Annotated in this window: 8 protein-coding genes; 5 read left to right on the forward strand and 3 right to left on the reverse strand. The window is 68.1% G+C overall.

Annotation, left to right across the window (positions count from 1 at the left end; translation table 11 throughout):
* Positions 1 to 8 precede the first annotated feature (8 nt).
* Genes ACXJ16_RS18640 through ACXJ16_RS18650 form a run of 3 tightly spaced genes read right to left on the reverse strand, consistent with a single transcriptional unit; the run spans position 9 to position 4,572 of the window.
* Positions 9 to 848 (reverse strand): hypothetical protein, encoded by an 840-nt coding sequence (locus tag ACXJ16_RS18640; protein WP_185999539.1) that lies wholly within the window; start codon positions 846 to 848, stop codon positions 9 to 11.
* 56 nt (positions 849 to 904) lie between these two features.
* Positions 905 to 3,835: a beta-galactosidase GalA gene (gene galA, locus ACXJ16_RS18645; RefSeq protein ID WP_463922996.1), complete on the reverse strand. Its 2,931-nt coding sequence runs from the start codon at positions 3,833 to 3,835 to the stop codon at positions 905 to 907.
* A complete protein-coding gene (locus tag ACXJ16_RS18650) occupies positions 3,832 to 4,572 on the reverse strand; it encodes a GntR family transcriptional regulator (protein WP_054435645.1) in 741 nt (246 codons plus the stop codon). Before ACXJ16_RS18650 ends, galA begins: the two co-directional genes overlap by 4 nt.
* Before the next feature lie 179 nt (positions 4,573 to 4,751).
* On the opposite strand from ACXJ16_RS18650, the gene ACXJ16_RS18655 reads away from it, so the two are divergent.
* Genes ACXJ16_RS18655 through ACXJ16_RS18675 form a run of 5 tightly spaced genes read left to right on the forward strand, consistent with a single transcriptional unit; the run spans position 4,752 to position 15,827 of the window.
* Positions 4,752 to 7,193, forward strand: coding sequence for a beta-N-acetylhexosaminidase (locus ACXJ16_RS18655; protein WP_463922997.1), 2,442 nt, complete (start codon positions 4,752 to 4,754; stop codon positions 7,191 to 7,193).
* A 2-nt stretch (positions 7,194 to 7,195) separates the two neighbouring features.
* A complete protein-coding gene (locus tag ACXJ16_RS18660) occupies positions 7,196 to 9,814 on the forward strand; it encodes a beta-mannosidase (protein ID WP_463922998.1) in 2,619 nt (872 codons plus the stop codon).
* A gap of 29 nt (positions 9,815 to 9,843) precedes the next feature.
* The gene (locus tag ACXJ16_RS18665; RefSeq protein ID WP_463923299.1) at positions 9,844 to 12,405 is read left to right on the forward strand and encodes a glycoside hydrolase family 3 C-terminal domain-containing protein; all 2,562 of its coding nucleotides are present in this window, start codon (positions 9,844 to 9,846) and stop codon (positions 12,403 to 12,405) included.
* Positions 12,405 to 13,862 (forward strand): glycoside hydrolase family 125 protein, encoded by a 1,458-nt coding sequence (locus tag ACXJ16_RS18670; protein WP_463922999.1) that lies wholly within the window; start codon positions 12,405 to 12,407, stop codon positions 13,860 to 13,862. The genes ACXJ16_RS18665 and ACXJ16_RS18670 overlap by 1 nt, the downstream gene beginning before the upstream one ends.
* A gap of 30 nt (positions 13,863 to 13,892) precedes the next feature.
* On the forward strand, positions 13,893 to 15,827 hold the full coding sequence (locus tag ACXJ16_RS18675; RefSeq protein WP_463923000.1) for an alpha-L-fucosidase: 1,935 nt from the start codon (positions 13,893 to 13,895) through the stop codon (positions 15,825 to 15,827).
* The last annotated feature ends 18 nt before the right edge of the window (positions 15,828 to 15,845 follow it).

Here is a 15,845-nt window from a genome sequence, read left to right on the forward strand (position 1 = left end):
CACCTGCCCTAACGCGCCCCGTCCCATTCGGCGGGGCGCGTGCGGGCCATATGGTCCGCAATGCGCTGGCGCTGCAGCGGCTCGGCCATATCGGCGCGAACGGTGTAGAAGGCGCTGAGGAAGGCCCGGTCCGCGGCAGTCAGGCCGGGCGGTGCATCGGCATCTCCCTGCGACGTGAACAGCGTCAGGATCGTTGGCGGCCCTTCCGCGCGGATTTCGCCCAGATGCGCGCCGGTGAGACCGCGAATTGCCGCATAGTCCGCCACTTGCCGCAAGTCGCGGTCGGCCATGGCTTCGCGGTCGATCAGAACGACGGAACTGACGATATCGCGGCGCGTGGTTGACGACAGGCGCGTTGACGTCTCCGTCTTCAAGGTCGTCACGCCGGTTGGCGAATAGCTGGGACGGTCACCGTCGCGGCTGCGGATTGCGGCCTTGATCCAGGCCCGGACGGGGCCGGGTTGTTCGAGAATGCGGCGGATATCGGCGCGCGATTGCCCGATCATGGCACCGGATCGCCCGTGGGACAGCCTCTGCACTGCCGCCCGGCTATCCTCCACGAAAACCACCATCAGGTTCGGTGCGCAACCTGCCGCTGCGACGGGCAAGCCTGCCGATGCGGCCACTTCGGCAATCCGGTCGATCACGACCTCGCCCGCCTCCGCAGGCAGTCCGGCGCTGCCGACGCAAAGCGGGTATGTGAACCGGGCCAGCGGCTCGTCGCTTTGGGCCGGGATGGCCATTTGCGCGACGAAGCGGTGGGCGGATTCCCTGGCGTCGGTCGCGGCGCAAGCCGTGGCCGGAACGAGAGCGGCGACTGCCCAAAGGCAGCCGGAAACGATGTTCATGCCAGTTCCCCTTTACGAAAGGGAAGTTACTGCATCCGCTCTCTTTTTCAAGTCGCTCAGGGGGTGACGTAGACGCGCCCCACCAGTCCGCTCGGGTTGCCCTCGGTCGCCGCCACCAGCACGGCCAGCGTGCGAGGCCCCGGGCCTGGAGGGATCGCCGCCGTCAGTGCGGCAGGTGCCGCATCGGTCTTGCGCGCGGCCAGTTTGCCGTCGAGCCAGATTTCGGCGGCTCCCGCTATCCCGGCAAAGTGCAAGGTGCCGCCCTCTGCCGCGATTTTCTTCCACGGCGTGAAGCGGGTGCGATAACTGCGCCATCCGGCGCTTCCCGCAGGTGCGGCCACGCCGGAGCGCACGAAATCCCACGAGTTGTTGTCGCCGTCCACCGGGGCCAGCGCCGGATCGGGCTTCTGCGGGAACAGGGCCGAGCGGCGCCAGTCGGTGATCGGCATTTCCGCCGGGACGACCGGGACTTGCGCGCGCGGTTCGCGCGGGGCACGGGCGAGGCTGAGACGCGCGGAACGCAGGCCGCCTGCGCTTGCTTCCAGCGTGAGCCGCTGGCCGCTGGCATCGCCTTGGACGATGACCTGTGCAAGACCGTTGAACAGGGCGCGCTTGCTGCCCTTTTCGCTGGCATGGTCGTTGGGGTTGCCGTTGCCGAGGCCAATGATGCGCCCGCCGGAAATAGCGAACTCCACCGGCAGGTTGGCGGTGGGAACATGACGTCCGCGTGCATCCACGCAGTCCACGGTGATCGCCTGCACGTCCTCGCCGTCGCTGGCCAGCGCCTGCCGGGCGGGCGTCAGGCGCAGGGCAACCGGCGCGCCCACGGTTTCGTGGACGGCGCGGGCCACGACCTTGCCGCCGCGCAGCGCCAGCGCCTCGATCCGGCCGGGGCGGTAGGGCACCTGGAAGGTGTGGCCCATGATCCGGTCGGCGGCGGGCACACGCTCGATCACTTCGCCGTTCAGCCGCAGTTCGATGGCCTCGGCATTGGTGATCGCGAAGACCTCCAGCGTCTGCCCTTCGCGGCCCGGTCGCTCGTATTCGGGCCAGGTCCAGTGCGGCGCCAGCCAGATCACCGGGGCATCGTCGCGCCAGTGGGCGGAATGGATGCCGAAGGCGGTCTTGGGGAAGCCGCAAAGGTCCATGATGCCGAAGAAGCTGCTGGTCGAAGGCCAGGCATAAGGCGTTGGCTCGCCGTGATAATCGAAGCCGGTCCAGACGAAGCCGCCCGCCACGAAGGGGCGCTCGGCGATCATCTTCCACGTCTCGCGGTGGGTCGCGCCCCAGGAGGCTGCCTCCTTGTCGAACGAGGTGATGACCTGCTGCGCCGGGATGCTCTCGAAGGCGCCGCGCGTTTCGTAGGCGCTGGTGTCCTCCGAACTGGTGATCGGCTTGTCCGGGTGAAGGGCGTGGAACTTGTCGTAGTCGCCCTGGTAATAGTTGAAGCCCATGACGTCGACGACGGTGGAGACGTTCTCGGGATTGTAGAACGAACCGTTCATCGCCGCCGTGACGGGGCGCTGCGTATCCAGCCTGCGCACGGCCTTGCGCATCCGGCGCACCATCTCCACGCCCGCATGGGTGCCCTGCATCGGCTCCTCGTTGAACACCGACCAGAGCACGATCGAGGCATGGTTGCGATCGCGGCGGACCATCCATTCGAGCTGCGCCAGATAGTCCGGCGCGGGGTTGAACAGGCGGTTCTCGCCCATGACCACGAAGCCCAGCCGGTCGCACCAGTCCAGCACTTCCTTGGCGGGGGCATTGTGCGACATGCGGATGGCGTTGCAGCCCATCGCCTTCAGCCGCTGCAACCGCCAGAGCGCCAGCGCGTCGGGGATGGCGGTGCCGACGCCGGTATGGTCCTGGTGGATGCACACGCCCTTGAGCTTGGTCTCCACGCCGTTGAGCACCATGCCCCGCGCGGGATCGAAGCGCACCGTGCGGAAGCCGATGAACTGGCGCCGCGTATCCACGACCTGGCCTTCGTGCAGCAGGTCCACCTCGACGCTGTAGAGCACCGGGCTGTCGGGCGACCAGAGCTTCACCGCGCCGGGCGCGAGCTGGGCGGTGACCTTTGCCTGTTCCAGCGGCGCGACCGCGGCGCTGCCGCGCGTGCGGTGGATTTCGCGGCCTTCGGGATCGAGCAGACGGGCGGCGATCTCGGCCTGTCCGGTGTCTTCGCCGACGTTCGACAGGCTGACTTCCACCGGCACGTGCCAGGTGCCGTCGTCCTGATGGACCGGATCGCAATAGAGCCCGTCCGTCTCGATCGACAGGGCAGGGCGGCTGACCAGCCAGACGTGGCGGTAAAGCCCCGCGCCTTCGTACCACCAGCCCTCTCGCGCGGCGGCATCGACGCGCACGGCGATCCAGTTCACCTCGTCGCCGAAGCGGGCGAAGGGGGTGAGGTCGACGATGACGCTGCTGTAGCCCGACCAGGAGTGGGCCACTTCGCTGCCGTTGATCCAGATCGTGGCATGGGTGGCGATACCGTCGAAGTGGAGTTCGAGGCGGCGGCCTATCTGGCTTTCGTCCAGCCGCAGCAGGCGGCGATACCAGCCGATCCCGCGCGGGCGGTAGCCTTGCGAGACATTGGCGTTTTCGCTCACGTCCTGCGCAATGGCCCAGTCATGCGGGAGGTCTACCGTCTGCCAGTCGGAATCGTCGAAGGCCAGCGCCGCCGCGCCGCGCGCATTGCCGGCCTTGACCGAGAGGTAGGTGGCGTTGTGGTCGGTGGGTTCGGGTACCGGCACCTCGCCCTCGTGGAAGCGCCAGCCGCGTTCGAGCAGGGTGCGCGAGGGGTCTGTTTCGGGCAGGCGGGGCGAGGGGCCGGGAAGCGGGGCCGGCATCGGCAGCCCGTCGGCCATGCCCGGTCCGAAGGCCGGGGCGGGAGCGGCAAGGGTCGAAGGCGAAAAGGCGGGCAGAAGGGTGGCGACGGCGCCCGTGGAGGCGCCGCGCAGCAGCAATTCTCGGCGTTTCATGAACCCTCGATCAGCTCGGCGACAAAGTCGTAGGAGTCGCCGCGATAGTAGGAGCGGGTGAATTCGACGGTGCGGCCGTCGCGCAGGAAGCCGTGACGCTCGATCAGGAGGCCGGCATGGCCGGATTCCACGCCGAGCATCCGCGCGTGCTCGGCCCCGAAAGGCACCGCGCGCAGGCGCTGGAGTGCGCGAACCGGGCGGTTGCCGCTCTTTTCCAGCGCGGCGTAAAGCGAATCCCCGACGACATCGAGGCTGGCGAGGCAGTACCCCGCGATCGTCGAGATTTCGAGCGCGAGCGGCTCGTCGTCGGCATAGCGGATGCGGGTGAAACGCAGGACGGTGCTGCCCGGCGCCAGGCCCAGCGCCATCGATTCCTCTGGGTTGACCGGCCCGGTCATGCGCGAGACCCAGGCGCTGGAGGCCCGCTTGCCGCGCGCTTCCATGTCCTCGCTGAACGAGGTCAGCTTCGAGAAGCTCTTTTCCACGCGGGACGCCACGAAAGTTCCGGCGCCGCGCCGCCGCGTCAGCAGGCCTTCCTCGACCAGACCGGCGATCGCCTTTCGCACGGTGATACGCGAAACGTCATACTCGATCGCAAGATTGCGTTCGGGCGGAATCGCTTCGTTCTGGTCCAGCACGCCTTCGGATATCGCATCGCGGATGAGCTGCTGGAGCTGGATGTACAGCGGCGCAGCATTGTCTTCCCGCAGGCGACCGATCCGGTCGGAAAATGACATTCGATCCCCCTTCGGTCCATTCTCTGCGAATGGCTTTACATTGGTCATGTCGCGCTGACAATCGCAGCAAATGGTCGCAGTTCAAGCCCAATTCGCAGGAATAGAATAAGACCTATTGCGGGAAAGGATATATTTTGGTTACGTTGCCTGCTCTGGTCACAAGAAAACGAGGGGCAGGTATGGGCACGACGGCAAAGGGATATCGGCAGCTGCGGACCGGAGGCGTGGTCACCGCCTCGATCCTTGCGGCACTGGCTTTTTCGGCTCCCGCGCAGGCCGCGCCTCTGGCGCTTACGCCGTGGCCCGCTTCCGTCGAGCAGGGCAGCGGCAAGCTGCTGGTCGCATCCGGTTCGGTCATTGCCGTGCCCGCGGGCGATGCGGACGCGGCGGAAGCGGCGCGGCTCCTTGCAGACCATGTGAAACGCGCGAGCGGTCTTGTGCTCGACGCCGGTTCTTCGGCCGGTTCTGGGGGCGGTTCTGGGGCCGGTTCTGCGGCCGGTTCTTCCGGCGCAGCACCCATCCGCTTCGAGCGCGATGCCGCGATTTCCGGCGCCGAGGCCTACCGGCTGACGGTGACGTCCGGCGGCGCGGTGATCTCGGCATCGGGCAAGTCCGGCTTCATCTACGGCGCGATGACGCTGTTGCAGCTGCTGACGGCCGATGCCGGCTCTGCGGGCAAGAGCGCCTCGGTTCCCGTGCTCACCATCCAGGATTCGCCGCGCTTTTCGTGGCGCGGGGTGATGGTCGATCCCTCGCGGCACTTCCAGCCGATGGAATCGGTCTACGCCATCGTCGACCGCATGGTGGAAGTGAAGCTCAACACCCTGCACTTCCACCTTTCCGACGATCAGGGCTGGCGCTTCGAGGTCAAGCGCTATCCCGAACTCACCCGCATCGGCGCATGGCGCCTGCCGCCGGACACCGGCGGCGCCATCGGCCCCCGGTCGGGCGGGTTCTATACGCAGGAGCAGCTCAAGGCGCTGGTGGCCTATGCGGCGGAGCGCGGCATCACCGTGGTGCCCGAGATCGACCTGCCGGGCCATGCGCAGGCGCTCGTCGCGTCCTACCCCGAAGTGGGCGTGCTGGGCGACCGGCCTGCCGTTTCGCATGACTGGGGGGTCAATCCCTGGCTGTTCAACCCGAATGACGCGGGCATGACTTTCGTGCGCAACGTGCTGGACGAACTGATGGAGGTCTTCCCCTCGCAGTTCATCCATATCGGCGGCGACGAGGCGGTGAAGGACCAGTGGGAGCGTTCGCCCGAAGTCCAGTCGCAGATGCGCAAGCTGGGCATCAAGACCGAGAACGAGATGCAGAGCTGGATGATCGACCGGTTCGGCGAATATCTGGCGCAGCATGGCCGCCGCCTGATCGGCTGGGACGAGATCCTCGAAGGCGGTCTGCCCGCTTCGGCATCGGTGATGAGCTGGCGCGGAGAGCAGGGCGCGGTGGACGCGGCCAACGCCGGGCACGACGTGGTGCTGACGCCAGCGCCCAACCTCTATCTCGACAATCTTGAATCGACCCTGCCGGACGAAGCGCCGGGGCGCATTTCGATCCAGACGATGGAAGCGGTCTATCGCTACGACCCGATGCCCAAGGGCATCGATGCCGCCAAGGCCAAGCATGTGCTGGGCGTGCAGGGCAATGCCTGGAGCGAATATATCGTCACCCCCTGGCAGTTGCAGCACAAGCTGTTCCCGCGCGTGGGGGCGCTGGCCGAGACCGCATGGTCGCCCGTGGTCACCGGAGAGAAGGACTATCCCGGCTTCCTCGCGCGGCTGACGCCGCAGATCCAGCGCTGGAAGCAGGGCGGGTTCGAAGTGTCGGACAGCGCCTTCGGCGTGGCCTTCACGCCCACCCAGACCCGCGCAGCCCAGCTCGATGCGAAGAGCATCGGCGTGGCGCTGGCGAACCAGGCCTCCTACGGCACGATCCGCTACACGCTGGACGGCAAGGCGCCGGCGGCGAAATCGCCCGCTTATGCCAAGGCGCTTGTCGTGAAGCCGGGCACGGTCGTCACCGCCGCCAGCTTCGCGCCGGACGGCACGCAGCTTTCCGCCCCGCGCCGCTACGATACCGCGCGCGAGACGCTGCTGACCTCCACCGCCTCCACGCTGGTTGCCTGCCCGCGCGGGGCGCAGGGCCTGCGCGTGCCGCTCACCGCCGATGCGACGGCGAACGGCCCGGCCTACAACGTCAACATCTTCGACACCTGCCAGGCCGACGACCATGCGCCGCTGGCCCATGCGAAGACGATCACCGTCTCGGTCGCGCGGCTGCCGCGCAACTATGGCCTTGCGCATGAGGCATCGGCGCTGATCGAACACTTCGCGGTGACCACGCACGGGGAACTCGTCATCAGCGCGGGCTGCCGCGCGGCGGAAAAGGCCGCAAATCGCAAGCAGAAGGAACATGCGCCGATGCCCGGCGCAACGGTGCTGGCCACGTTCGCGCTGCCCGATCCCGACGCTTCGCCGCAGCAGTACACGTTCACCGCGAACCTGCCTGACCGGCCGGAGCTCAAGGACGAGGCCGACGTCTGCTTCCAGTTCACCTCGCCGCTTTCCGATCCGTTCTACGCGGTAGAGAAGGTGGTCTACGGGGAGAAGGCGAAGTGAGGATGGCGGGCAGGCTTGCAGGTCCGTTCGCAAGCGGGGCGCTGGCCCTCTGGCTGGCGGGCGTTTCGGGGGCCGCGCTGGCGGCCCCGCCCACGCAGACCGCGCTTGACGAGGGCTGGCAGGCCCGCATCGCGCCGGGCGATACAGCTGCCGTAACGGCCCATCCCAAGGCCGCGCGCTGGTTCCGCGCGCAAGTGCCGGGCACCGTGCAGCAGGACCTGATCGCCACGCGGCAGGTGCCCGATCCGTTCCTCGGCACCAACGAGGCGGCGATCCAGTGGGCCGGGCTGACCGACTGGGAACTGCGCCGCACGCTGGACGTGAGCGCCGAAGCCATGGGCCGCGAGCATCTCGACCTCGTGTTCGGCGGGCTGGATACTTTCGCAACCGTGTTCATCAACGGCAGGCAGGTGCTCAAGGCCGATAACGGCCACCGGCAGTGGCGCGTCGCCGCCAAGGCATTCCTCAAGCAGGGCCGCAACGAGATCCTCGTGCGCTTCGCCTCGCCGATCCGCACCTTGCAGCCGATGGTCCTGGCCGAGGCGCATCCGCTGCCCGGCGAATACGATTCCGCCTTCGGGGATGAGCCCAAGGGCAAGCAGACTTCCGCCTATATCCGCAAGGCCAAGTACCATTACGGCTGGGACTGGGGCCCGCGCATCGTCAACCAGGGCATTTCCGGGCCGGTGCGCCTGGAAGCCTGGGACGAGGCACGGCTTGGCGCCTTCGAGGTCGTGCAGGAAGCGCTCGGCAAGGACGAGGCGCGGCTGGTGGCGAAGTTCCGCGTTTTCGCGGACAAGCCGGGCAAGGCGCAGTTCGCCGCCCGCGTGACCGGACCGGACGGGCAAGCGCTCGCCCCGGTTTCGCGCGAGGCTTCGTTCGATGCGGGCGAAAGCGTGGTCACCGTGCCGCTGACGGTCGCCGCGCCGAAGCGCTGGTGGCCGGTCGGCTACGGCGATCAGCCGCTCTACAGGGTTTCGGGCGAGATCGCTTCGGGCGCGGGCGCCGGAGCCAAGGCGGCCCGTATTATCGGTCTGCGCGAGGTCGAACTCGTGCGCGGGGGCGGCGCTTTCGGCTTCCGGGTGAACGGCGTGACGGTCTTCGCCAAGGGCGCGAACCTCATTCCCTTCGACATGTTCCCCTCGCGCGTTACCGACGCGAAGATGCAGTCGCTGCTGGAGGATTCCCGCGCGGCCAACATGAACATGATCCGCGTCTGGGGCGGCGGCTACTATCTGCCGGACAGCTTCTACGACATGGCGGACCGCATGGGCCTGATGGTCTGGCAGGACTTCATGTTCGGCGGCGCGGTGCCGCCTGCCGACGTCGGCTACCGCGAGAACGTGCGGATCGAGGCGGACCAGCAGGTCGAGCGGCTCGGCTCGCACCCCTCGATCGTGATCTGGGCGGGCGGCAACGAGGTTATCTCCGGCTGGGAGACCTGGAGCGACCGCAAGGCCTGGAAGAAGGCCGTCGGCGCCGAGGAACACGAGCGCATGGCGACTTCGATGACCGTGCTGTTCGACCGCGTGCTGCGCGGCGCCGTGACGGATCATTCGCCGACCACGCCCTACTGGCCGGGTTCCCCTTCGACCGATTACGAAGGCCCGGTCGATACCGATGCCGCGGGCGACCGCCACTTCTGGGATGTATGGTCGGGCTCAAAGCCGGTTGAGAACTATACGCTGTCCTGCCCGCGCTTCATGTCGGAATATGGCTTCCAGGCGATGCCGGTCATGGCGACGATCCGCGGTTTCGCGGGCGATGCGGCGCAGGCGCCGGACAGCCCGGTGATGAAGGCGCACCAGAAGTTCCTCGCTGGCGAGGGCAACGAGCGCCTGAAGTTCTACCTCGACGCAAGGCTGCGCCCGGCGAAGGATCTGGCGGACTTCGTCTATCTCACGCAAGTCAATCAGGCGCAGGCGATCGACATGGCCGCGCGCCATCACCGCGCCTGCGCGCCGGTGACGCTGGGTTCGCTCTACTGGCAGCTCAACGACGTCTGGCCGTCGATCTCGTGGGCGAGCGTGGACTATGAGGGGCGCTGGAAGCTGCTGCACTACGCCGCGCGGCGCTTCTTCGCCCCGCAGGCGGTGGTGGCCGAGCACAAGCAGGGCGTGACCAGGGTCAGCTTCGCGTCGGACGCCACCAGCCCGGTCGCGGCGGAGTGGCGCCTGACCGGCTACGGGATGGACGGCACGAAGCTGGGCGAAGCGGGCGGGGCGGTGACGCTGGCTCCGACGACCGCCACTTCCGTTCCCGATGTGTCGGACGCTGCGGTCTTCGCGAGTGCTCCGGTAGAGGCGAGCTATGCGGTGGCGGAACTGGTGATCGGCGGCAAGACCGTCTCGCGCCAGATCGTCGAGCGTGCCTTGCCAAAGGCCATGGCCTATCCCGCGCCCGGCCTTGCCGCGACGTGGGACGGCAAGGCGGTGACGATCACCGCCAGGGCGCTGGCCCGCGCGGTCATGCTCGATTTCGGCGCAGTGGATGCGCAGGCTTCGGACAACGGCTTCGACCTGCTGCCGGGTGAGAGCGTGCGGATCGAGATCACCTCGAAGGCCGATGCGGCGGCGCTGCGCAAGGCGCTGGTGCTGCGCACATTGGCGGGAGAAGGGTGATGAAGGCGCTGTTCCCGATCACCCTCGCCATGGTTCTGGCGGCGCCTGCCGCCGCTCAGGACCTGTCGGGCGAGGCCGATCCCGCCGTGCTCGCCGCCATCGCCAAGGCCGATCTGGCCGAGAAGGCGGACCAGCTCCAGAGCACCGCACCTGCCGCCAGGGCCATGGGCCTGCCCGCCTATGACTGGTGGAACGAGGGCCTCCACGGCCTTGCCCGCAACGGCGTGGCCACGGTATTCCCACAGGCGGTCGGCCTTGCCGCGACCTTCGATCCGGCGCTGATGGAGAAAGTCGGCACCGTCGTCTCCACCGAGGCGCGCGCCAGGTTCAATGCCAAGCCCGTGGATGCCGACCGGCGCATCTACGAGGGCCTGACGATCTGGTCGCCCAACATCAACATCTTCCGCGACCCGCGCTGGGGCCGGGGGCAGGAGACTTACGGCGAGGACCCGTTCCTCACCGGCTCGCTGGCGGTCGGCTTCATCAAGGGTCTGCAAGGCCCTGATCCGCTCCATCCGCGCGTGATCGCGACGCCCAAGCACCTCGCCGTCCACTCCGGCCCTGAGGCCGGGCGCGACAGTTTCGACGTGGATGTCAGCCCGCAGGACCGCGAGGCGACTTACCTGCCCGCCTTCCGCAAGGCCGTGACCGAGGCCAAGCCGCTCTCGCTGATGTGCGCCTATAACTCGACGCATGGCGTGCCGGTCTGCGCCGACGATGCGCTGCTGAACGGCACTCTGCGCCGCGACTGGGGCTTCAAGGGCTTCGTCGTGTCGGACTGCGATGCGGTGGCGAACATCTGGATGTTCCACAATTACCGCTACGATGCCGCCGAGGCTTCGGCCGCGGCGATCAAGGCGGGCACTGATTTCGACTGCGGCACGACTTACGCCGCGCTCACCCAGTCGGTGGCGCGCGGCCTGCTCACCGAGGCCGAGGTCGACCGCGCGCTCGCCCGCTCGCTGGAGGCCCGCTACAAGCTGGGCATCGCCTTCGGGGCGAGCAACCCGTGGGGCAAGATCAAGCCGGGCGAGGTCAACACCCCCGCCCACCGCGCTCTCGCGCTGGAAGCCGCGCGCAAGTCGGTGGTCCTGCTCCAGAACGAGAACGGCCGCCTGCCGCTGAAGGCCGGAACCCGCCTCGCCGTGATCGGCACCAATGCCGACGACCTTTCGGTGATCGAGGCCAATTACCACGGCACCGCCGCCGATCCGGTAACGCCGCTGGAAGGCATCCGCCGCCAGTTCGGCGCGGCCAACGTCGCTTATGCGCAAGGCTCGGTGCTGGCCGAGGGTGCGCCCGTGGTCGTGCCGGAAACCGCGCTCGTCGCGGATGGCAAGCCCGGTCTTCGCGCCGAATATCTCGACATGTCGGGCAAGCGCGTGTTCGTGCGGCAGGATCGCCGCGTGGACTTCAACCTCACCCGCACCGCGCCCAAGGGGCTGGACGCCAAGGGCTTCAAGGTGCGCTGGAGCGGATCGCTGGTGCCGCCGGGAGCGGGGACCTATCGCCTCGCGCTCGACATTCCGGCCTGCTGGAAGGACTGCACCCGCCATGACGACGTGCGCCTGAGCATCGGCGGCAAGGAACTGCACAGCGGCGTGCTCGGCAAGCAGCGGGTCGAATTCGACATCGCATCCGATGGCTCGCCGCAGCCGATCGGCCTCGAACTCGACCATTACGGCGAGGACGAGGGCCTGCGCCTCATGTGGCTGCCGCCCGCCGAGGCTCAGCGCGCCGAGGCCGTGAAGGCCGCTTCGCAGGCCGACGCCATCGTTGCCGTGCTGGGCCTTTCGCCCGATCTCGAAGGCGAGGCGCTTCAGGTGCAGGTGCCGGGCTTCGTCGGCGGCGACCGCAGCGATATCGCGCTGCCCGAGCCGCAGGCAGAGCTGCTGGCGGCGCTCCGTGCCACCGGCAAGCCGGTGATCGTCGTGCTGACGAACGGTAGCGCGGTCTCGATCGATCCGGCGATGGCCGATGCAGTGATGACCGCATGGTATCCGGGCGAGGCGGGCGGCACCGCCATTGCCGAGACGCTCGCCGGGACCAACAACCCCTCGGGCCGCCTGCCGGTGACCTTCTACAAGTCCACCAGCGATCTGCCCGCCTTCGTCGACTATTCGATGAAGGAGCGGACCTATCGCTACTTCACCGGCAAGCCGCTCTGGGGCTTCGGCCATGGCCTGAGCTATACGACTTACGGCTACGAAGGCGCCAAGGTCTCCGCACCCGCTCTCGGCCAGCCGGTCACGGTCACGGCCACCTTGCGCAATCTTGGCGCCATGGCGGGCGAGGAAGTGGTGCAGGCCTATGTCGTGCCGCCGGTGATCGAGCCGCGCCCGATCATGACGCAGGGTGTCTTGCAGCGCCAGCTTGCCGCCTTCACGCGCGTTCCGCTCGCGGCGGGCAAGTCGCGCGAAGTTACGCTCACCATCGATCCGCGCAGCCTCTCGGTCGTGGACCGGCGGGGCACGCGCAAGGTCGTGCCGGGGGACTACAAGGTGTGGATCGGCGGCGGACAGCCGGGTGACGGCGCGGGCGCATGGGTTTCCTTCACCCTGACTGGCCAGGCGCAGGAGCTGCCGAAGTGATGAGCGATACCACGAACCTCGACCGCCGCAGCGCGCTGGCAGGCGCGATGGCGGGTGCAGCGGCGCTCGCGCTGCCTGCCTCGGCCCATGCGGCGACGATACCCATGCCGCAAGGCGGCGGCCGTCCGCCGGTGTCCGAGCGGCGCTACGTCAGCCGCGCGGTGGAGGCGGAGATCGACCGCGTATCGCGCAAGATCGCCGATCCCAAGCTGCGCGCGATGTTCGTGGGCTGCTATCCCAACACGCTCGACACCACCGTTTTCATGGCCAGCGTGGACGGCCGCCCGGACGCTTTCGTCATCACCGGCGATATTCCCTGCCTCTGGCTGCGCGACAGCACGGCGCAGGTCCTGCCCTACCTCCATCTGGTGAACAAGGACCCGGCGCTGACCGCGCTGTTCCGGGGGCTGATCGCCCGCCAGTCGCGCTCGATCCTGATCGATCCTTACGCCAATGCCTTCATGCGCGATCCGTCTGCGAAGACCAATCTGTCTTGGGCGCTGAAGGACCAGACCGAGATGAAGCCCGGCGTGGCCGAGCGCAAATGGGAGATCGATTCGCTCTGCTATGCGATGCGGCTCGGCTTCCGCTACTGGCGCCAGACGCGGGACAAGCTGCCCTTTGACGAGACCTGGGCCGAAGCCTCGCGCGCCTGCGTGCGCACCTTGCGCGAACAGCAGCGGAAGGGATCGCCCGGACCCTATCGCTTCCTGCGCACCAGCAACCGGCCGACCGAGACCATGCAACTCGACGGCTGGGGCGCGCCGAGCCGTGCGGTCGGGCTGATCCACTGCGGTTTCCGCCCCTCGGACGATTCCTGCACGTATCCGTTCCTGATCCCGGCCAACCTCTTCGCGGTGACATCGCTGCGCGAGATGGCCACCGTGGCCGAGCAGGCCCGCGGCGACACCGCGCTGGCCGCCGATGCCCGCGCGCTGGCAAGCGAGGTGGAAGCGGCGCTGCGCCAGTGGGGCACGATGCTGCTGCCGGACGGCCGCCGGGTCTGGGCCTACGAAGTGGACGGCTTCGGCAACGCGATGTTCATGGACGATGCCAACGTCCCCTCGCTGCTGGGTCTTGCCTTCCTCGAATGCGTGGACGCCGCCGATCCGCTCTGGAAAGCCACGGCGGAGGCCTGCTGGTCGGACGCGAACCCCTACTTCTTCCGGGGGTCGAGGATCGAGGGCATCGGCGGGCCGCATGTCGGGCTCGGGCAGGTCTGGCCGATGAGCCTGATCGTGCGCGCGCTGTCGAGCAGCGATCCGCTGGTGATCCGCGCGATGCTGCGGATGCTGCGCGATACCGACGCGGGCACCGGCTTCATCCACGAGGCGGTGGACAGCAACGATCCTGCCAAATTCACGCGTGACTGGTTCGCCTGGGCCAACGGGCTCTTCGGGGAACTGCTGGTCAAGCTGGCCGATACCCGGCCCGAACTGCTTTCCGCGCCGCTCTGACACGCGCCTGCCTTTACCAAAGGACTGACGATGGACTTTTCCCGCCGCCGTTTCCTCGCCACTTCCGCCGTCGCGGCGACTGCGCTTGGCACCGACGCCGCGCAGGCCGCGCGCCGCGCCGCCGGTGATGCCGCCGCGCCGCTGCCCTCGGGCGCGGTTCCCTCGGCGCGGCAGTGGAACTGGCACGCGCACGAAATGTACGCTTTCGTGCACTTCGCCATGAACACCTTCACCGACAAGGAATGGGGCTACGGCGACGAGGACCCCAAGTGGTTCAACCCGACAGATTTCAATGCCGACCAGATCGTTGCGGCGGCCAAGGTTGCGGGAATGCGCGGCGTCATCCTGACCGCCAAGCACCATGACGGCTTCTGCCTCTGGCAGACCCAGCTTACCGAGCATTCGATCCGCAACAGCCCCTACAAGGCGGGCAAGGGCGATATCGTTGCGGAAATGTCGGAGGCGTGCCGCAAGGCGGACATGCTGTTCGGGCTCTATCTCTCGCCGTGGGACCGCAACCACGCGGAGTACGGCCGCCCGGCCTATATCGACTATTACCGCAAGCAGTTGACCGAACTCTGTACCCGCTACGGCAAGCTGTTCGAAGTCTGGTTCGACGGCGCCAACGGCGGCGACGGTTACTACGGCGGCGCGCGCGAGGCGCGCAAGATCGATGCGCCGAAGTATTACAACTGGCCCTCGATCGTGAAGCTGGTCCACGAACTCCAACCCAATGCCTGCACGTTCGACCCGCTTGGCGCCGATGTGCGCTGGGTCGGCAATGAGGACGGCGTGGCGGGCGATCCCTGCTGGCCGACGATGCCGAACGTTCCCTATGAGCAGGACGTGGGCAATGCGGGCCTGCGCGGGGGCGAGATCTGGTGGCCGGCGGAAACCGACGTGTCGATCCGGCCCGGCTGGTTCTATCACGCCGACGAGGATTCCAAGGTCAAGAGCCCCGCGCGCCTGATCCGCCTCTATGACGAATCCGTCGGCCGGGGCACCAATCTCAACCTGAACCTGCCGCCTGACCGGCGGGGCCGGATCGCCGATCAGGACGTGAAGATCCTCAAGTCGTTCGGCGATGCGATCCGCGCGACCTTCGCGAAGGATCTGGCGCAGGGCAGCGTCGCCCATGCCAGCGCCTCGCGCGGGGGCCGCTTCGCGCCCGCGCAGGTGCTGGACGGCCAGCGCGAGACCTACTGGTCCGCGCCCGACGCCGTGCTGACCCCGACGCTGACGCTCGACCTCGCGCCGGGCACGCGCTTCGACGTGGTGCGCCTGCGGGAATACCTGCCGCTGGGTATCCGCGTGACCCGCTTCGCGGTGGAAGCGGAGATCGACGGCCAGTGGCAGCGCCTTGCCGAGAAGGAATGCATCGGCGCGCAGCGCATCATCCGCCTGCCGCAGCCGATCGCGCCGCGCCGGGTGCGGCTGGTCGTCCTCGAAGGCAGCGCGGCGCCGGCGATCTCGGAATTCGCGCTGTTCGCCTCGGTGGCGCCTGTCGATGTGCCGGCGATCGTCTCGACCGATCCCAGCGTGCTGGATTCCACCAAGTGGACCATCGTTGCCGCCAGCGCGCCGGGCGCGGAACGGCTGCTGGACAATGATGCGGCGACGATCTGGAAGCAGCCCGCCCCCCAGCCGGGCAAACCCGCGCGCGTGACGGTGGACCTTGGCCGGGCCGAAGCGCTGGGCGGTTTCACGCTGACGCCGTCCCGGCAGGTCATGGCCGATTCCGCGCCGCCCCGGGGCTACGTCGCCGAGACCAGCCTTGACGGCAAGACTTGGAAGCGCAGTGCGGCCGGGGAATTCGGGAACATCGCTTATGCGCTCGCCACCCAGCGCATCGCCTTCGCCGCTCCGGTAAAGGCACGCTATCTGCGCCTGACCTTCGAGGCCACGGCGCTTCCCGCTGGTATGCTCGCCATCGCGGGGCTGGGCGCCTTTACCGGCAGGACCTGAATTCGGCGCAGGCAGGGC

The sequence above is a fragment of the Novosphingobium sp. TK71 genome (assembly GCF_055361505.1).